Raw genomic sequence first — 18,703 nt, 5'->3', positions numbered from 1 at the left:
AGCGGGAGCCTGGCGATGCGGGAGGCTGGCAAACGTGGAGCGCACTGCGGTGAATGGTCCTGCCTGCCTTCCAACGGAACATGGCCGGCGCGCGGCCGCTCAGGCCCCGTACCCTTCGGCCATCGCGACCACTACCTTGCGCGGCCCGCTGAACGGCGCGCGCGCATGGGCCGCGAGCATGTTGTCGAGCATCAGTACATCGCCGCTGCACCAGGGGAAGCAGACCTTGGCCTGGTCCAGCACGCCGCGGATTTCGTCGAGTACCGAGGGCTCGATGGGGCTGCCGTCGCCGTAGTAGACGTTGCGCGGCAGGTCCTGCTCGTCGACGATTTCCAGCAGGCTTTCGCGCACTTCCGCAGGCAGGTTGGAGATGTGGAAGAGGTGCGCCTGGTTGAACCAGACCCAGTCATGGGTGAACGGATGCTGCGCCACCGCCTGGCACACCTGGCGGGTGCGCAACTCGCCGTCGTCCTTCCATTCGCAGGCGATGCGATGGGCCTTGCAGTAGGCCTCGACCACTGCCGGGTCGTCGCTGTTGAACACCTGTTCCCAGGCCACGTCGAGGCCATTGCCGAAGTTGCGGGTGTACATCAGCCCGCGCTCGCTGAAACGGCGGCGGATGCCTTCGTCCACTCGGCGGTAGATCTCGCGGCTGTCGGCAATGGGCGTCTCTCCGCCGCTGTGCGCGGCCTGCACGCAGTAGAACCATATCTTCATCGGCCACTCGCGGGTGTATGCCTGCTCGTTGTGCAGCGGGATGTGCTGGTGCGGCGGGTACTCGGTGGAGGTGTAGACGCCGCTGGTGACGTTGCTGCGCGGGGTGGAGCCGAACTCGTAGTTCAGCAGCGGGTGACCGAAGCCGGCGGCGAACTCGCGGAAGCGCTCCGCCGCGCCGACCTGGAAGCCGCGAAACAGGATGCCGGCACATACCGGCAGGCGCTCATCCACGAGCGGCCGCAGCTCGGTGAGGGCGTCGAGCAGGTCGATGCCATCGCCGCGCGCCTGCACCAGTAGCGGCAGGCCACCACGGGCACCGGCAAGGGGAGCGATTTCGAACAGGGTTGATTGGGACATCGGAGTTCTCCGCGCCAGCCGTTCAGGCCAGCGCCAGGCTAGGCGCAAGGCCCGGCTGCCGCAGGCGCCCGAGCAGAAGTTCAAGCAGGCGCGCTTCGCCGCTGTTGATGAAGAAGTGGTCGCCGTCGAGCATCTCCAGAGAGAAGCCGGCGCGGGTTTCGTCCTGCCAGGCCGACAGCGATTCCACCGACAACCGATCGCGCTTGCCGCCGAAGACGTGGATCGGGCAGCCGAGCTGGGCGCGGCGGTAGTAGCGGTAGCGTCCGCAGAGCAGGAAATCGGCGCGCAGCACCGGCAGGATCAGCCGCAGCATTTCGCTATCGGCGAACACTGCTTCCGGCGTACCGCCCAGGCGCCGCATGCGCTCCATGAGTTGCGCGTCGGTCTGTTCCCGCGCCAGCTCCAGGTGGCTTTCGCGGCGCGACGGCGCGGGGGCGGCGGAGGCGAACAGCATCTGCGGCGCGGGCAGGCCGCGACGGCGCAATGCGTGGGCCAGCTCGAAGATCAGCAGAGCGCCGAGGCTATGGCCGAACAGTGCGTAGGGCTGGTCCAGACGCTCTTCGATCTCCCCGGCCAGTTGATCGGCCAGCGCGTGCAGGTCGGTCTGCAGGGCTTCGCCAAAGCGCCGGCCACGGCCAGGCAATTCCAGCGGGCAGATATCGATCCAGCCGGGCAATTGACGTTTCCAGCGCGCATAGACCATCGCACTGGCGCCGGAATACGGCAGGCAGAACAGCCGCAGCATGGCTCAGCGCCCCGCCACCGGGCCGTCCATCTTCTGTCGCAGGCTCAGCGGGCGCATGTCGGTCCAGTGACGCTCCACGAAGGCCAGGCACTCCGCCTTGCTGCCGCGCTGACCGGCTTCGCGCCAGCCGGCGGGGACTTCCTTGTAATCGGGCCACAGCGAGTATTGCTCCTCGCCGTTGACCAGAACCTTGTACACCGCATCTTCGCGATCGAATGCCATCGCACGTTCTCCTGTCGCTGCATGGAAAGGCGGCACCGGGCCATCGCCCAGGTTTTGCCTGCTCTGCCATGAAGACGAGGGAGATCGAGAAATAGTTAGTGTTCTCGTATGTGATTAATTCTCATAAAATGCCTGGAGATGAATCCGTCTGGCCGGCGGCGCCCCGCGATACGCATGAATTTTCTTCATGCCGCCTGGGAACCCTGTCGCAGAGCGATAGTCGGAGTCTCTCGAATAAATTGATAATAATTATCATTTGAACTAGATTGGCCGCCTCACCCCATGTGGACGCCCCCTCCGCCGCATAGGAAACCTTGCATGTCCAAGCCAATGCCCGCCGAGTCGCGGCCCGCTCTGCACGAGCTGTTCGCCACCCACCGGCAGACCTTCATCAATGCGGCCGCACGCATCCTCGGCTGCCGCAGCCATGCCGAAGACGTGGTGCACGATGCCTATCTGAAGCTCAATGGCTCGGTGCTCACGCCCGGCATCCAGTCACAGAGCGGCTACCTGATGCGCGTGGTGCGCAATCTCGCCATCGACCTCTACCGGCGCCAGGCGCTGGAGAAGCGCTACGCCGGCAGCGAGGAGGAAGGCATGTACATCCCGACGCCCTCGGCGTCGCCGGAAGCCGAGCACGAAGACCGCCAGACTCTGGAAGCCATCTCCAGCGCCCTGCAGTCCCTGCCCGAACGCACCCGCTATGCCTTCGAGATGTATCGCCTGCACGGCTGTACGCAGAAGGAAATCGCCGAGGAGCTGGGGGTTTCTCCGACCCTGGTGAACTTCATGGTGCGCGACGCGCTGGTGCACTGCCGTAAAACCCTGAAGAGCCTGGATGGCAACCGCGGCTGATTTCAGCCTTCCGTCAGCGCACGGAAGGTCAACCGGTACTGCTCAGGGGTCGTGCCGGACAGCCGGCGGAACATCGAGATGAACGCCGACGGACTGCTATAGCCCAGATTGAAGGCGATCTGCTGCACACCCTCCCCCGACGCCAGTGCCTCTATCGCCGCAAGAAAGCGCAGGCGCTGGCGCCATTCACCGAACGACATTCCCAGCTCCCGCTGACAGCAGCGCGCCAACGTGCGCTCGGTGCTGTGGACACGCTCGGCCCACTGTGCCAGGGTGCGACTGTCGCCCGGTTCGGCCTGCAGCGCAGCCAGCACTTCGGCCAGCGCCGGGCTGCTGGCATAAGGCAGGTAATCGTCGTGGGGCTGGGCAGCCTGCAACTGGTCGATCACGACGCCGGCCAGGCGGCGGTCGGCATCGCTGCGCGGGAGATTGACCCGACGTGCGGCGAAGTCGGAGAGGATCGCCTTGAGAATGTCGCTGATAGCCAGCGTACAGGGCGTCGCCGGCAACTTGCGGGAAAGCTCGGCGGACACATACAGCGAGCGGTAGACGATGGCCTGGCGGTTGTAGCAACTGTGTTGCAGCCCCGGCGGCACCCAGACCGCGTACTGCGGTGGCGAAAGGAAGCGCTGACCGTCCACCTCCAGTTCCATCACACCATGAGACGCATAGTTCAACTGGCCCCAGGCGTGGCGATGGCTGGGCGAATGGGTGCCGGCGTCGAACTCGTCGTAGCGGAAGTACAGGTCGCCGGGCAGCCGGTCGGTGTCGGGAAGCGGGAGAGGTAACGGGCGGGTCATGTCCGAATGCCGGGGTGGATTGTCCGAAATTCATTATACGTCGAGGTACAGACAAGCCGACAATGAGCGCCGTTATCCCCGGAAGCGCTCCACCATGAATTACCTGTTCCCCTTGCTGGCCGTGGCCATCTGGTCCGGCAACACCGTCGTCAACAAGCTGGCCGTGGGGCAGATCGCCCCAGCGGAGATCGGCTTCTTCCGCTGGCTGCTGGCAGGCCTGCTGCTGACACCCTTCCTGCTGCGTGCCACCCTCGCCCACTGGCCGACGATCCGCGCCAACCTGGGGAAGATCGTCACCCTCGGCCTGCTCGGCATGGCCGTCTACCAATGCCTGGCGTACTACGCCGCCGCGCTCACCTCGGCAACCAACATGGGCATCATCCTTTCGCTGATGCCACTGATGTCCCTGGCGCTCGCCGCGCTGATGCTCAACCACCGCATGAACCTCGCCGCCGTGCTCGGCGCGCTGGTCTCGCTGGGTGGCGTGCTGCTGGTGATCACCCAGGGCAACCCGCGGCAACTGCTCAGCCACGGGATGAACCTGGGCGACGGCATGATGATCGTCGCCACCCTCGCCTACGGTGTCTACGGCGTACTGCTGAAGAAGTGGAACCTGCCGCTGCCGCCGCTTTTGATGCTTTACCTTCAGGTGCTTGTGGCGATCATCGCGCTGGCGCCGCTGTACATCGCCTCGCCGCATCACGGCCTGACCTCCACCAACCTGCCGCTGGTGCTGTATGCCGCTCTGCTGGCGTCCATCGTCGGTGCGCTGGCCTGGATGCAGGGCGTGGCGCGCATGGGGCCGAGCCGCATGGCGCTGTTCTTCAACCTGCTGCCGGTGCTGACCGCCGCCATCGCCGCCGTAGTGCTGGACGAACGCCTGACCAGCTACCACCTGATCGGCGGTGCTCTGACACTGGCCGGCGTGCTGCTCGCCGAGCTGTGGCGGCCACGGGAGAAACCCGCCGCCGCCATCGGCGCGCGCTGACTCAGGCGCCGGCGCGCAGTTCCCGCATCAGGGTCGCCACCAGTTCTGCCGCCGGCATCTCCCGTGAAAGAGGCGCGCCCTGCCCGGCCCATTGCACGGCGAAATCCGCGTTGCCCCTGGCCGCTGCAGCGGCAGTCAGCGCCTTGGCCGCATCGTAGGCGATCGGGTAGTCCGGCAGTGACGGTGCGCCTGCACAGCCCACAGCGGTGAACAGGCGATTCACAAGCCCCCGCGCCGCCCGTCCGGAGATCGCCGCGGTCACTTCGGTGCGCTCCCCCCGCTCGCCGCGCAGTGCTGCCTTGAAGGCGGCATTGGCGGAGGATTCGTTCGCCGAGATGAAGGCCGTGCCCATCTGCACGGCCTGCGCGCCCAGCTCGAAGACCGCGCGCATCCCCTGCCCGTCCATGATGCCGCCGGCAGCGATCACCGGCACGCCGGTGCCCTTGACCAACGTGCGGACCAACGCAAAGGTGCCGATGCGCGCGTCCTTCTCCGGGTCGAACACGCCACGATGGCCGCCGGCTTCATAGCCCTGGGCAACGATTGCATCGATCCCCGCCGCCTCGATGGCACGGCCTTCATCCAGGCAGGTCGCGGTAGCCAACAGGCGAATGCCGGCGGCCTTCAGGCGCTCGATCCACGCCTGGGGCGGCAGGCCGAAATGGAAACTGACCACTGCAGGCTGCGCATCGAGAAGAAACTCCAGCATCTGCGGATCGGCCAGGAAGCTACGGTAGATCTCGCCGATCCGCTCGGGCGGCTGCGCACCGAACTCCTCGAACAACGGCCGCAGATGCTCCAGCCAGGCAGCCTCACGGGCCGTATCGGCGACCGCCGGGCGATGGCAGAACAGGTTGAGATTGAGCGGTTTGTCGGTCAGCGCGCGCGTCTGTTCGAACAGGCAGCGAGCCTGCTCCGGGTTGCTCGCGCCCAGGCCGATGGAGCCCAGCCCGCCGGCATTGGACACCGCCGCCGCCAGCGCCGGCGTGGACACGCCGACCATCGGAGCCTGGATGATGGGGTGCTGGATGCCTAGCAGTTCCGTGATGCGCATTGAAGGGTCCTCGTCGTCGGGCACGGCAGATCGCCGCTTGACTTACGATCTCATACAGAGAATATTCTTCGCAATACATTCTCTTATAGAGATACAAATGGATCTCTCCAGTCTGGAAATCTTCCGCTGCGTCGCCGAGGAGCAGAGCGTCACCCGCGCAGCCGCCCGCCTGCAACGCGTGCAGTCGAATGTCACCACGCGCATCCGCCAGCTCGAAGACGACCTCGGCGCGCCGCTGTTCCTGCGCGACGGCAAGCGCATGACGCTCACCGACCAGGGCCGTGACTTCCTGGCTTACGCCGAGCGACTGCTGGCGCTGGCCGCCGAAGCGCGCCAGTCGCTGCACCCCGACACTGCCAGCGGGCCACTGCGCCTGGGCAGCATGGAAAGCACCGCCGCCAGTCGCCTGCCCATTCCGCTGGCGCGCTTTCATCGCGACTTTCCCGAGGTGGAGTTGCGCGTCAGTACCGGTCACAGCCAGAAGCTCCTGGGTGAGGTGCTCGATCGCCAGCTCGACTGTGCCCTGATCGCCCATCCCGATATCCTGCGGGCCGAGCCCGGCTTCGAAGCGACACTGGAACGCGGCCTGTGCGCCGAGCCGGTGTTCCGCGAAGAGTTGTTGCTGGTGCTGCCCGCCAATCATCCGCCGGTGGCGCGCCCGGAAGACGTGCGCATTCGTACTCTCGCCGGGTTCGCCCGTGGCTGCACCTATCGCCTGCTGGCGGAACGCTGGCTGGCCGGCGCGCCGTTGGCGGTGCAGGAAGTCGGTTCGTACCACGGCATCCTGGCCTGCGTGAACGCCGGTTCCTGCATCGGTGTGCTGCCGCGCTCGGTGCTGGAGCTGCAGCGCGATATGCCCGGCCTGCAGGTCGTCCCGATGCTGGAAGTGGATACGCTGCTGATCTGGCGCGAGGGCTACGCGACCGGCGCGTTCCGGCGCTGGCGCGAGATCCTGGCGGCACGCCCATGAGCAGCGCGCGACGCCTGCCCGCCGCACTCTCGGCGGCCTTGATCCTCGCCGTGGGCATGGGCTTTGGACGTTTCGCCTTTACCGGCCTGTACCCATTGATGGTGCGCGACGGCCTGCTCAGCGTCACTGGTGGCTCGCTGGCGGCGTCGGCCAACTACGCCGGCTATCTGCTCGGCGCGCTGCTGCTGGCACGCAGCCACGAACGCCACGCCGCGCGCATCTGCATTCTGGCCCTGGCCGGTACCGTAGCGGCCCTCGCGGCGATGGCGATTCCCGCACCGGTCTGGTTCGCCATTTGCGTGCGTCTGCTCGCCGGTATTTTCAGCGCCATGACCCTGGTTGGGGCCGCCCAATGGCTGCTGCAGACGATGGGCGAGAGCCACGGCGCGCCGCTGATGTTCTCCGGTGTCGGGCTGGGCATCCTGCTCTCGGCGGAGCTGATCGCCGCGGGCAACGCCTTTGGCCTGGGCAGCGCATCGATCTGGTGTGCCCTGGCGTTGGCCGGGCTGGTGCTCGCACTGCTCGCAGGGCCGGCTCTGCGACAGGCGCCCACGCCACAGCAGGCGCAGTCGGCAGCCGCCGCACCGCATGACGCGCCCATCCCGGCCGGTGCAATTCTGCTGATCTACGGCCTGGCGGGCTTCGGCTACATCATCACCGCTACCTACCTGCCGCTGCTGATGAGGTCCGGGCTCGCCGCCGTCGACCCGTTGCAGGTCTGGGCCGTCTTCGGTCTGGGCGCGGTGCCTTCGTGCTTCCTCTGGCACCGGCTGCACCTGCGGCTGGGAAGCCGTATGGCGCTGGCGTTGAACCTGCTGGTACAAGCCATCGGTGTGATGCTGCCGGCGCTCGGCCAGTCCGCCCTGCTCTACCTGGGCAGCGCCGTGCTGGTCGGCGGCAGCTTCATGGGCACCGTGACCATCGCCATGCCCGCAGCACGCGCGGTGGCCGGGCAGGTGCGCTTCAACATGCTGGCGGCGATGACGGCGCTGTATGGTATCGGGCAGATCGTCGGCCCACTGGCCGCCAGCGCCCTGCGCGGACTGACCGGCAGCTTCGTGCCGGCCCTGGGCACCGCCGCCGGCGCGCTGCTGGTCGGCGCGCTGTGCTGCCTGCCGCTGCGCCGCAACGCCAGCCTCGCCGGAGACACATCAGGGCGGCGGTAACTGGCGGAATGAAACGGCCAGCCGGTTCCAGCAGTTGATCGCGCCGATGGCCACCGTCAGGTCCACCAGTTCGCGCTCGCTGAACTGCTCACGGGCATGCAGGAACACCGCTTCGGGCACCCTGGACTCCGACAGCAGTGTCACCGCCTCGCACCACTCCAGCGCAGCCCGTTCGCGCGCGGTGAAGAATGGCGACTCGCGCCACACGCTGACGGCGAACAGGCGCCGCTCCGTTTCACCCGCACGGCGGGCCTCCATCGCGTGCATGTCGGCGCAGAACGCGCAATTGTTGACCTGCGAAACCCGCAGGCGGACCAGCTCCAGCAGAGGCCGCTCGACGGACAGTTCGAAGATCGCGGCTTCCAGGGTCAGTACAGCCTTCAGGGCCTCTGGCGAGGCGGTGTAGTAGTCCAGGCGAGGCTCCATGGCCGGCTCCGGGATAAATGAATGGCCCACTCATTGTGCGCCGCGCCGGGCATGCTGCCGGTGGCCAATTGCGGGAAATCCCGCCGCTCAACTTCACCAGCCTTCCACCCCGGCGCTACTCTTGATGTTCTGCATGCCCGCCGGGAGTCCGTTCTTGGAGCTTCACCTGATCATCCACGGCCAGAAGGACCTGGCCGGGCAACTCTATCGCCAGTTGCGCGAAGCCATCGACTCCGGCCGTCTCGCTTCGGGCACCCGGCTGCCTCCCAGCCGCCTCCTGGCAGAGCAACTGGGCATTTCGCGCAAAACCATTTCCGATACCTACGCACAGCTTACCTATGAAGGCGTGCTGGTCGGCAAGGTCGGCAGCGGTACCTTCGTCAACGCCCGCGCACCACGTCACGAACGCAGCCAGGAGACCTTCCGCTTCGCCAGCCAGGACAATATCGACCACTGGGCTGGCCTGAACACACGTCTCAGCCATCCTGGCGCAGAAGGCACAGCGCGAGCCGATTTCATCGGCGGCGCCACTACCCGATTGCAATTTCCCCAGGAGGAATGGCGCCGCTGCGTGAATCACGCCATGCGCCAGATGAACACGCCGCGCGGGCACTACAGCCGCCCCGAGGGGCTCACCCAACTGCGCGATGGTATCGCCCAGCACATCGCCTATGCCCGCGGGGTGAACTGCCGACTGGACGACGTGATGGTCTGCAACGGCGCGCAACAGGCCCTCGACCTGCTGGCCCGGGTGATGCTGCGGCCCGGCGACAAAGTGGCGATGGAAGACCCCGGCTACCCTCCGGCACGCCTGCTGTTCCGCATGCTCGGTGCCGACGTGGCGAGCGTCCCGGTGGATGCCGAGGGAATTTGCGTCGACCGGATTCCCGACGGCACGCGGATGATCTACACCACGCCATCGCACCAGTTCCCGCTCGGCATGCCGATGAGCCCCGCACGCCGTGAAGCCTTGCTGGCGCGCGCGGTGGAACTTGGAGCGCTGGTGATCGAAGACGACTACGACAGCGAATTCCGCTACGAGGGCCGCCCCAGCGACTCGCTGCAAAGCCTCGACCGCCACGGCGTGGTCGCCTATATCGGCACCTTCTCAAAGGTATTGCTGCCGGAGCTGCGCCTGGGCTACCTGATCCTGCCGCCACCACTGTTCCCGGCGGTCATCCGCGCCCGCCAGCTCAGCGACTGGCATAGTTCCACCCTGCCGCAATGGGCGCTGGCCAAGTTCATGGCCGAGGGCTACCTGCTCAAGCACATCCGCCGCTGCCACGGCATCTACGCTGGCCGCCGCGAGCGCATCCTCGCGCGCCTGGCCGGCGATCTGGCGCCGTGGCTGGAGGCCGTGCCGTCGGTTGCCGGCTTCCACCTCACCGCCCTGCTGCACAAGGACGTCAGCGTGCCGCTGCTGATTGAACTGGCACGCAAGCTGGACGTCGGCCTCTACGGGCTCGCCCCGTTCTACGACCAGGTTCCACCCCGCGAGGGCCTGGTGCTGGGTTTTGGCGCCATCGATACCCTCGACATCGACCCGGCACTGGACAAGGTACGCAACCTGCTGCAGCAACTGGGCTGAGCAGCGGCGATTGGCCAGGCACTTTTGCGCGGAGCTGGCGGTTCAGGCAGCCGCCGCAGGCACCCAGGCTTGCAGCATCGATCATATCGTTTGAAAGCCGTTTCCGGCGTTTACCCAAACCCAGCGTCGGCGCCCAATGACACCGTGTCCGCCAGCCCAGGGAGCTTCGCCATGTCTTCGCCCGCCATTGCCATCGTTCGCGTCCGCGCGGCTCCAGGCCGGGCCGCCATGCTGGAACAGCATCTGGGCGCCCTGCGCGACCAACTCCGGCGCCAGCCCGGCTGCCAGTCCTGCGAACTGTGGCCACTGGCTGTCGATCACTGGCAGATGCAGAGCCACTGGATCAGCCAGAGTGAGCTGGACGCCCATCTGTCCGGCCCGGAGGCGCAGCAATGGCTCGGCCACCTCGGCTGCGGCAGCCTGGCGCTGGGGCTGGAGTTCGAAAGCCTCAGCGCCGACTGAGCGCCAGCCCTAGACGATCGAGCGCACCACGCCGCCGTCCACGCGCAACGCCGCGCCATTGGTGGCCGATGACGCCTCGGAACAGACGTAGACCACCAGGTTGGCCACTTCCTCGGGACGGGCGAAACGCTTGATCAGCGAGCTGGGCCGAGCGCTGCGGAAGAATTCCGCCTCGAACTCCTCGAACGGCTGCCCACCGGAAAGCTTCTCCACGAAGTCGCCCACGCCTTCCGAGGCTGTCGGCCCCGGCAGCACTGCGTTTACCGTCACCCCGGTGCCGGCGCAGCTTTCCGCCAGCCCGCGGGACAGCCCGAGCTGGGCAGTCTTGGTCACACCGTAGTGAATCATCTCCAGCGGAATCTGCACGCCGCTCTCGCTGCTGATGAACACCACGCGCCCCCAGTTCTTGCGCTTCATGCCCGGCAGGTAGGCCCGGGACAGGCGCACTCCCGACAACAGGTTGACGTCGAGAAAACGTACCCAGTCCTCATCCGGAATCTCCTCGAACGGCTTCGGATCGAAGATACCGAGGTTGTTCACCAGCACATCCACCACCGGATGACGCGCGACCAGCGCGGCAATCTGCACCGGGTCGGCAAGATCACCGGCGAACCCCTCCACCCTGGCATCGGCCTGCGCGGCACGCAGCCGGCCCAGCGCCTCATCGACCGACGCCTGGCTGCGGCCATTGATGATCACATCTGCGCCTTCGCGGGCGAGGCCCTGGGCGATGGCGAAGCCGATGCCTTTGGTCGAGCCGCTGACAAGGGCCAGTTTGTCTCTCAGGTGCAGGTTCATCACATGCCTCCAACGTTGAGGATGATGGCTTCGGCGTGCAGCCGAAGAGTGGGCAAAGGATTCAGGATAGGCGCCCGTTCGGCGTAAAGCAGGCCAATCGATACAGGGCGTCCGCGCAGAGACACAGTGGACACCGGCAACCAATTGCACACCGGATAAACCTGCTCGGCAGTCCCAACAGATAGCGATCTTTCCTCAGGTATTCCCGGAATTGACCGACTGCGCCCCTCTTGTATGAAACCCCAACATCCAGGCCTTCTCCGCCAGCCATTGCGGCACAGCGGACCTCCAACAGAAGGCCCTGTGAATGTTCGCCAACGACATCACCTCTCGCGTCACACTGCGTATCGATGACTTTTCCCAGGAGTTGCTGGTCTGGCGAGCAACTGGCGAGGAAGCCATCAGCCAGCCCTATCGATTTGATATCGAGTGCGTCAGCGAACGAGCCGACATAGACCTGAACCGACTGCTAGGCAAAACGGCCTACCTGAAGCTACCCGGAACCGACCAGGGCATTCACGGCGTCATCTACCGCGCGGAATTCGCCGAACCAGGCGTACGACTGAGCCACTACAGGCTGAGCCTGGTTCCACGACTACAGCTCCTTGCCCATCGGCGAAATTCCCGCGTATTCCAGCACCTGCGTATTCCCGACATCATAGCGACGCTGCTTGAGTCGCACGGCATCCTTCAGGGCGACTATCGCTTTTCAGAACTTGCCGTCGATTACCCCGAGCGCGAGTACTGCGTGCAATACGCCGAGAGCGACCTCAATTTCTTGCAAAGAATTTGTGAGGAGGTTGGCATTCACTACCACTTCCAGCACACCACGGAAAATCACGTGCTGGTTTTTGGCGATGACCAGACAGCCTTCCCTCTGTTGCCCGCTCCGGTCTCCTTCCATCAAGGCAATGGCCTGGTATCCGACGAGCCCGTCATCAAGCGCTTCAGCCCGATTGCCACCATCGCCAGCTCAAACGTTGCCCGACGCGATTACAACTTTCTCCAGTCCAGCCTGACCCTGGAGGCAGAGGCGACCACCGATCTTGCGCCCAGCCTCGAAGACTATGATTTCCCTGGGCACTTCGATAACCGCGCAACTGGTAAGCGGCTCAGCCAGCGACGCCTCGACCTGCATCGTTTGCAGCGCGATCAGGCCACAGGAGACAGCGACCAACCTCTGCTGCGCAGCGGCTATTTCCTGACCCTGCGCGACCATCCCCGGTCTGCCTTGAACGACCTGTGGCTCATCACCTCCGTCAGCCATACCATCGTGCAGAGCCAGGCCCTCGAAGAACTCGCCGATGCAACCGGCGACAACGACAGCCAGAGCTACAGCAATCAATTCACCGTAACCCCCTGGGCGGTCCCATTCCGACCGCCGATGAAGCATCCACGGCCTCGCGTGCTGGTGAGCCAGAGCGCGCACGTAACCGGCGACTCGAACGATGAGATCTGCTGCGATGAGTTCGGCCGGGTAAAAGTCGTATTCCCCTGGAGCCGCGAAGGCGACCTGGGTGCCCGCAGCAGTTGCTGGATTCGCGTGGCCTCCAGTTGGGCCGGCGACCGCTACGGTGCCGTCACCATCCCGCGCGTGGGGATGGAGGTGCTGGTCAGCTTCTATGAAGGCAACCCGGACAACCCCGTCATCACAGCCTGCATACCAGACTCCCGGCACAAACCACCGTACGAACTCCCAGCCAATCGAACACGCAGCGTATTCCGCAGCCACAGCAGCCCGGGTAGCACTGGCTACAACGAACTGCACATCGAGGATCGTGCAGGCCAGGAGCAGATCTACCTGCATGCCGAACGCGACCTGCGCCAGGACATCAAGAACGATAGCCTGCTGCACATCGGCAACCAACGACGCGAGATCGTGGAAGGCAACAGCCTCAGCCAGTTGAACGCCGAAGAGCACCGCATCATCCAGGGCGACCGCAAGGTTCACCTCTGCTCCAACGACCATCTGTGGGTCAGCGGCGATCAGCACACCCGCACCAATGGCGTAATTACCGTCGCGGCAGGCCAGCAGATCCACCTGAAAGCTGGTGCGCAACTGGTGATCGACGCAGGCTCCAGCATCAGCCTGCATGCCGGCGGGCACCACATCCTCATCGGGCCAGGGGGCATTTTCAGCAGCACCTCGATCGTGCTGGGCGGCGCCCCACTTCCCGGCCTGCCCGCAACCCCCCTGCCGCCCGGCGAACTTGTCGCGCCACCGCAACCACCAGAGCCACCCGCAGCGATCAGCGTTACCCAACTCGGCCTGATGGCTGCGTCTCGCCGCCTGCAAAGTGACTTCTGCCCGATTTGCGAGGCCTGTCGCGAAGGCCAGTGCGAACTCGGAGGTGCAGCATGAACGTCATTCAGCAGTGGATGCATGAGCAACGCCGGCGGGGCGATTCGCTGTACCTGATCCTCGATGCGCAGTGCCAGCCCGACACCCTGAAAGCCCTCAATCAGATGACGCAATTGCCGGGAGCGCAAGCCATCTACGCCGGTACACCGCTGGCCGAACTGCAGCAGGCCGGCCCCTGGCTATTCGAATTGGACGAAGCAGCACTGGACCTGCTGACACCCTTGCACGACGCCCCTCGGCAAGACTGGGGTTGGTTGGCCAGCGCACCGTCCGGGCAAATCGCAGCCATCGCCCGGCACTGGCGCGAGCGCCTGCTGATCGGTGAACCGCCGCGCCAATTGCTCTACCGCTTCCACGACAACCGCGTGCTCGGCCGCGCCCTTCACCACCTCGCAGAACAAGACCTTCCCGCTTACCTCGGGCCAATGCATGCCGTCTGCTATTGGGCCTCCGGGTGGCGCGCCACGCGAAATCCCGCCCCCGGCAACCTGCCCGTACCCGCCGCCCCCGCCTGGCTTTCACTCCCGGAAGACCACCCGCAAGCAAACTCCATCCTGCGCGAAAACCTTCACCGCTACCTGCTTGCCGAACATCCTGAGGCCTATACCGGGCTGGCATCAAAGCAGCCCCCGCTGGAATGGCTCGACAGCATCATCCACCAAGCCACGCAGTGGCAGTGGAAAGAACCAGAAGCACTGCATCTGCTGCTCATCCAGACTCTCTACGACGGCCATCACCGCTTTCCGGAGCGCTGGCATCCGCAGCCTGGCGAAACACCCACCAGTCACTTCCAGCGAGCGCTGGGCGAAGCGCGCTTCCGGCCGCAGGGAAGCGACTTATGAAACAGGCGACGCAACTGTTACTGCTGCTCGCCCTTGGCGGCTGCGCCAGCAAAGATTTCACGCTGGAGACCGACCTGCCCGCCAATTTCAAAATCACCGCGCTTGCGCGCTACGAACCTGCCCCAGGCACCGAATGCGCGCTATTTCGTGCCACACGAGGCCCTACTGAGTACCCCCATAAGTCATCAGACTTCACCGACAGACCTCAGCACCTCAGTTTTCAGATTCCTGTCAGCCAGCGTGTCAGTGGCTGCCCACTGGCATTGATGAGCGTCTCCTTCGTCGTGCGTGGCAGATGGGGATATCTGCGCCAGGGAGGATATTGGGTTCAGCAGGACGGAACAGGCGCTGGGGGGCTGTCGGTTCTTGACCAACTGCCGGAACAAATAACAGGCATGCCGACCTCCGGCGTTAAGCAGTTCGATGGCCAATGCCGCTGGCTGTTTCGAACATCCGGCGCAAAACGCCAGTTGATCAAGATTCTCGACTGCCGTGCCGTGGACGAGCACGGCCAATGGCTCAAACACATGCCCGGCGGTGCGGTACAGCGTGAGCAGGTAGTTGGGAAAACAGTGCGGCTAGTGATCGAGATGTCACCCGATGAGCTACCCGCCGTGGGTGACAACTGGATCAGATTTCCCTCGGGCTGGAAACGTTGCTTAGGCAAGGGACTGGCGGACCCATATGGATTCTGTTTTGGGAACACATCCGACTTCTCGACATATACAGCCCCTGATGGCCGGACTTGCACCATTTATCCCAATTGCACTGAGCAAGGAGCTTCGCATGACAAGTTATAAGCCTCTGAAATCTGAAGACACCCCTTTTCTCAGCAACAAGATTCTCGCGTGCCCTCGTCGTGGTAATCGGGTCTCCTTTCAATTAGTTGATGAATCTGGCGACGGCAAAATTTTTGCGGGCTTGTCGTTTAAAGTAGTGGACCAAGAGTCACAGATATATTCCGGCATACTCGACGCCGAAGGCAGGGGGAAGGTCGACAATTGTTTCAAGGGCCCGATTATCCTTTCGCTCCCGGCGGCCTACATCGGCACTGACTCGGCTTATCGCTGGCTGATGACACGTCCCCACTACCCCCTCCCCATCACCGAACTCCAAGTCCGCGCCGAGCAAACCCGCTTTATCAACCCCAACGCCCAGCGCACCGCACACAACCCCGCCGTCAACGCCGGCGACAATTTCATCCAGGTGGAGGTGCGGGACCTGGTGGAACATGGCGCGCACCTTCCGCCACGCGTACCAGCGCCCTTTGCGCCCAACCGCGGCATCCCCATTGCCCTGGCCGCCAGCCAGCATTCGCCGGACGAGTTGCCGCTGTTCGGCGTGGGCCTGCTGCCCAACCGCCGCATGCTAGGTCTGCTGACCCTGCTCACCCTTGGCGGCTGCGCCAGCAAAGATTTCACGCTGGAGACCGACCTGCCCGCCAATTTCGCGGCTACTGCCGAGGCGCGATACGAGCCAGCCGAGGGGCCGGAATGCGCACTCTTTCGCGCTACGAAGGGACCTACGGTCTATCCCCAGGAATCACCGGACATCATCCCCGAACCGCGCCGCGCCAGTTTCAGAATCCCGCTTGGCAAACGGGTCGGTGGCTGCCCGCTGACACTCGACGGCGTAGGCATCAAATTGATGGGGCAATGGCGTCCCTATCATCCAAACTTCACCGGCTCCAGCTATGTCTATGCGTCACTCGGGCTTCTCGAGCAACTGCCCGCCAACTATCCCGGTATACCCAGTGACGGGGTACGCGTCCTCAACGGCCAATGCCGCTGGCTGTTTCGAACATCCGGCGCAAAACGCCAGTTGATCAAGATTCTCGACTGCCGTGCCGTGGACGAGCACGGCCAATGGCTCAAACACATGCCCGGCGGTGCGGTACAGCGTGAGCAGGTAGTTGGGAAAACAGTGCGGCTGGTGATCGAGATGTCGAGCAATGACGAACCATATTACAGCCGATCCTGGTTAAAAACCTCAAAAGGCTGGAAACCGTGCCAAGAAACAAAAGAGACCATTCGTTGCCAATCATCGCCGACCTTCACTGATTACACAGGCGTAGACGGTCGCACTTGTACTGTTTACCCAAATTGCACCGAATAAGGAATTCATCATGAGCATATACAGGCCACTAGAAGAAAAAGACCACCCTTCATTCAGCCGAAAAGTCCTGGCGTGTCCAATACGCGGAGGATGGGTAAGTTTTCAATTAGTGAATGAGTTTGGCGATGGAAAACCTTACTCAAACTTGGAATATGAGTTGCTTGATGCAGAGAACCAGCGATACAAGGGTAAGCTTGATGCCGACGGAAATGGCAAAGTAGAAAATTGTTTCAAAGGCCCAGTTTGTTTGTCACTTTCTGTTCCGTACCAAGGCGGCGTAGACACGCTTTATGAAAAATTAACGGACCGCAAACACTACCCCCTCCCCATCACCGAACTCCAAGTCCGCGCCGAGCAAACCCGCTTTATCAACCCCAACGCCCAGCGCACCGCACACAACCCCGCCGTCAACGCCGGCGACAATTTCATCCAGGTGGAGGTGCGGGACCTGGTGGAACATGGCGCGCACCTTCCGCCACGCGTACCAGCGCCCTTTGCGCCCAACCGCGGCATCCCCATCGCCCTGGCCGCCAGCCAGCATTCGCCGGACGAGTTGCCGCTGTTCGGCGTGGGCCTGCTGCCCAACCGCCACCATGTGCTGGAGGTACGGCCGTTGCGGGCCCTGCGCCCGATGTTGTCCACCGACAACCGCTTCTGTGCGCTTAACCTGTACCAGTTGGCACTCATGGCCAGCATGTCCTACGACCCGTTGGGCCAGGTACCGGAACAGCACCCCAGGGACCAGGTGAGCTTTCCCCTTGCCCAAACGGTCGGCAACTTCTTCGCCGAGCAGGCCGGCAATGGCTACGAGGCGTGGCGCATCGACTCCGGGCAGAAGCAGCACTACGTTCCGCTGTACGAGGACGTACCCTATTCCCGGCGCTTCGAGATACTGCCGTTCGACCCCACGCTCTACCCTGCCAACGACCCGGCACTGGGCGACAAGCAGGAACACCCCAATACCCTGCATTACTTCGACGACACCAGGGCGCCGCAAGGGACCGATACCCAGGCTTTCGTCACCCACCACGAGCAGACCATTCTGATTTCCGTGCGTGGCACCGCCAGCCTGAGCGACCTCCGCCGCGACCTGAATGCAGCCCAGGTGCGCTTCGAGGAAGGGGAAGGCATGTTGCACAGCGGCTTCTACGGGGCCTATCAAGCACTCAAGGGGTTCATTCTCGGCTATCTGGACAAGTTCTATGTTGGCCAGAAGATCATCATCTGCGGCCACAGCCTTGGCGGTGCCATCGCGCAGATTCTTGCAGAGGCGCTGCGCCGGGACACCCACCAAGGCGCTTACGACATCCTGCTCTACACCTATGGAGCCCCTCGCGCTGGCGACAGGAACTTCGTCAAGGGCGCGCAGGCCCTTGTCCATCACCGCATCGTCAATAATAACGACCCGATTCCGAGCGTACCGGCCCCTTGGATGAGCACGAAGAAGGCGCTCTGGCTGCCCGGGCTGGTGGCGATCATCGGAGGTGCCAATCCGGTACTGGGCGTACTGGCCTTTGCCTTGGGCCTGACGCGTATCGGCGGAGGCGAAGATTACGAGCACCAGGGCGAGTTGCAGCACTTCATGCCGATCAGGCTGGGCCGCGGGGAAGAGTCGGCGATTCTCTGGCGGCCAGGTTGCGAATCGCTGGAAGAAGCCGGCTGCACCCGTGTTCTGGCCAAGTACACCAATGGCGATCTGCCTGATCGCGCCGCTCTCCTGCTGCAACTCTTCCAGATCAACAACCATCGGATGTCCGCCGGCTACATCCCCCACTGCTGGGCCACCCTGCGACGCTGGAAGGAAGCGCTGGACAATGGCCGCCCCCTGGTAACGGCGCGGGAGGTAGAGATGGTGGACCTGGAGCTGGAGCACCTGCAGCAGCGCCTGGCAGCGCAGCGGCAAAGCAGCCGGGAAAACTTCTGGCGCTTTGGTGACGATCGGGAATATGTCGCGGCTGAAGGTGCGCTTACCCGGGAGATCATCAATCTCAAGGCTTCGCGGGAACGTCTGGGCACCCTGCAGTATCGACACCCTGACGCCACGGATGTCTACGGCAGCATGGCGGACGGCGACACACTCGCCGAAGGGCTCGAACGCTGGCTGGCACACGCACAGAACACGGCGGCCGAGCAACTGGCGATGGCACCACGGGACTACACGGACGTTCTTGCTTCAATCCAGGGGCTGGGCCGACGGCCTCTGGATCTGGACAGCATCTTCTGATGCCCTGCCCAC

At 64.1% G+C, this 18,703-nt stretch carries 18 protein-coding genes; 11 read left to right on the top strand and 7 right to left on the bottom strand.

Annotated elements, in window-relative coordinates; translation table 11 throughout:
- Positions 1–99: 99 nt before the first annotated feature.
- Genes OU419_RS13685 through OU419_RS13675 form a run of 3 tightly spaced genes read right to left on the bottom strand, consistent with a single transcriptional unit; the run spans position 100 to position 2,041 of the window.
- A complete protein-coding gene (locus OU419_RS13685; protein ID WP_254474299.1) occupies positions 100–1,074 on the bottom strand; it encodes a TauD/TfdA family dioxygenase in 975 nt (324 codons plus the stop codon).
- A 22-nt stretch (positions 1,075–1,096) separates the two neighbouring features.
- Positions 1,097–1,819 carry a thioesterase II family protein gene (locus tag OU419_RS13680; RefSeq protein WP_254474301.1) on the bottom strand — a complete coding sequence of 241 codons (723 nt, stop codon included), beginning with the start codon at positions 1,817–1,819 and terminating at the stop codon, positions 1,097–1,099.
- Positions 1,820–1,822: 3 nt separating this feature from the next.
- Positions 1,823–2,041: an MbtH family protein gene (locus OU419_RS13675; RefSeq protein ID WP_254474303.1), complete on the bottom strand. Its 219-nt coding sequence runs from the start codon at positions 2,039–2,041 to the stop codon at positions 1,823–1,825.
- A 318-nt stretch (positions 2,042–2,359) separates the two neighbouring features.
- On the opposite strand from OU419_RS13675, the gene OU419_RS13670 reads away from it, so the two are divergent.
- Positions 2,360–2,896: an RNA polymerase factor sigma-70 gene (locus OU419_RS13670; protein ID WP_254474305.1), complete on the top strand. Its 537-nt coding sequence runs from the start codon at positions 2,360–2,362 to the stop codon at positions 2,894–2,896.
- 2 nt (positions 2,897–2,898) lie between these two features.
- Here the strand turns inward: OU419_RS13670 and OU419_RS13665 are convergent, their stop codons facing one another.
- A complete protein-coding gene (locus tag OU419_RS13665) occupies positions 2,899–3,696 on the bottom strand; it encodes an AraC family transcriptional regulator (RefSeq protein ID WP_254474307.1) in 798 nt (265 codons plus the stop codon).
- Positions 3,697–3,790: 94 nt separating this feature from the next.
- Here OU419_RS13665 and OU419_RS13660 point away from each other — a divergent pair, with 94 nt between their 5' ends.
- Positions 3,791–4,684, top strand: coding sequence for a DMT family transporter (locus OU419_RS13660; RefSeq protein ID WP_254474309.1), 894 nt, complete (start codon positions 3,791–3,793; stop codon positions 4,682–4,684).
- A gap of 1 nt (position 4,685) precedes the next feature.
- On the opposite strand, the gene OU419_RS13655 is transcribed toward OU419_RS13660, so the two are convergent.
- Positions 4,686–5,738, bottom strand: a complete 1,053-nt coding sequence (locus tag OU419_RS13655) for an NAD(P)H-dependent flavin oxidoreductase (protein ID WP_254474311.1) — start codon at positions 5,736–5,738, stop codon at positions 4,686–4,688.
- 97 nt (positions 5,739–5,835) lie between these two features.
- Between OU419_RS13655 and OU419_RS13650 the strand changes: the two genes are divergently transcribed.
- Complete coding sequence (locus tag OU419_RS13650; protein WP_254474313.1) at positions 5,836–6,708, top strand: LysR substrate-binding domain-containing protein; 873 nt, start codon at positions 5,836–5,838, stop codon at positions 6,706–6,708.
- Positions 6,705–7,874, top strand: coding sequence for a YbfB/YjiJ family MFS transporter (locus OU419_RS13645; protein WP_254474314.1), 1,170 nt, complete (start codon positions 6,705–6,707; stop codon positions 7,872–7,874). Before OU419_RS13650 ends, OU419_RS13645 begins: the two co-directional genes overlap by 4 nt.
- On the opposite strand, the gene OU419_RS13640 is transcribed toward OU419_RS13645, so the two are convergent.
- Positions 7,860–8,300, bottom strand: a complete 441-nt coding sequence (locus tag OU419_RS13640; protein ID WP_254474326.1) for a carboxymuconolactone decarboxylase family protein — start codon at positions 8,298–8,300, stop codon at positions 7,860–7,862. The genes OU419_RS13645 and OU419_RS13640 overlap by 15 nt on opposite strands.
- 154 nt (positions 8,301–8,454) lie before the next feature.
- Between OU419_RS13640 and pdxR the strand changes: the two genes are divergently transcribed.
- Together pdxR and OU419_RS13630 are read left to right on the top strand one after the other, a co-directional pair.
- Positions 8,455–9,888 (top strand): MocR-like pyridoxine biosynthesis transcription factor PdxR, encoded by a 1,434-nt coding sequence (gene pdxR, locus OU419_RS13635; RefSeq protein WP_254474350.1) that lies wholly within the window; start codon positions 8,455–8,457, stop codon positions 9,886–9,888.
- 171 nt (positions 9,889–10,059) lie between these two features.
- Complete coding sequence (locus tag OU419_RS13630; RefSeq protein WP_254474352.1) at positions 10,060–10,350, top strand: putative quinol monooxygenase; 291 nt, start codon at positions 10,060–10,062, stop codon at positions 10,348–10,350.
- A gap of 9 nt (positions 10,351–10,359) precedes the next feature.
- On the opposite strand, the gene OU419_RS13625 is transcribed toward OU419_RS13630, so the two are convergent.
- A complete protein-coding gene (locus tag OU419_RS13625) occupies positions 10,360–11,148 on the bottom strand; it encodes an SDR family NAD(P)-dependent oxidoreductase (RefSeq protein WP_254474354.1) in 789 nt (262 codons plus the stop codon).
- Between the two features lie 307 nt (positions 11,149–11,455).
- Between OU419_RS13625 and tssI the strand changes: the two genes are divergently transcribed.
- Genes tssI through OU419_RS13600 form a run of 5 tightly spaced genes read left to right on the top strand, consistent with a single transcriptional unit; the run spans position 11,456 to position 18,691 of the window.
- The gene (gene tssI, locus OU419_RS13620; protein ID WP_254474356.1) at positions 11,456–13,510 is read left to right on the top strand and encodes a type VI secretion system tip protein TssI/VgrG; all 2,055 of its coding nucleotides are present in this window, start codon (positions 11,456–11,458) and stop codon (positions 13,508–13,510) included.
- Positions 13,507–14,352: a DUF4123 domain-containing protein gene (locus OU419_RS13615; RefSeq protein WP_254474358.1), complete on the top strand. Its 846-nt coding sequence runs from the start codon at positions 13,507–13,509 to the stop codon at positions 14,350–14,352. Before tssI ends, OU419_RS13615 begins: the two co-directional genes overlap by 4 nt.
- Complete coding sequence (locus OU419_RS13610; RefSeq protein ID WP_254474360.1) at positions 14,349–15,152, top strand: hypothetical protein; 804 nt, start codon at positions 14,349–14,351, stop codon at positions 15,150–15,152. Before OU419_RS13615 ends, OU419_RS13610 begins: the two co-directional genes overlap by 4 nt.
- Positions 15,139–16,467: a hypothetical protein gene (locus OU419_RS13605; protein ID WP_254474361.1), complete on the top strand. Its 1,329-nt coding sequence runs from the start codon at positions 15,139–15,141 to the stop codon at positions 16,465–16,467. The genes OU419_RS13610 and OU419_RS13605 overlap by 14 nt, the downstream gene beginning before the upstream one ends.
- A gap of 10 nt (positions 16,468–16,477) precedes the next feature.
- A complete protein-coding gene (locus OU419_RS13600) occupies positions 16,478–18,691 on the top strand; it encodes a lipase family protein (protein ID WP_408004941.1) in 2,214 nt (737 codons plus the stop codon).
- Positions 18,692–18,703: the final 12 nt, after the last annotated feature.

This window comes from Pseudomonas triclosanedens (assembly GCF_026686735.1).
Taxonomy (GTDB): domain Bacteria; phylum Pseudomonadota; class Gammaproteobacteria; order Pseudomonadales; family Pseudomonadaceae; genus Pseudomonas; species Pseudomonas triclosanedens.
Note: the sequence above shows the minus strand (reverse complement) of the source record. Positions and strands in the feature narration are given on the sequence as shown.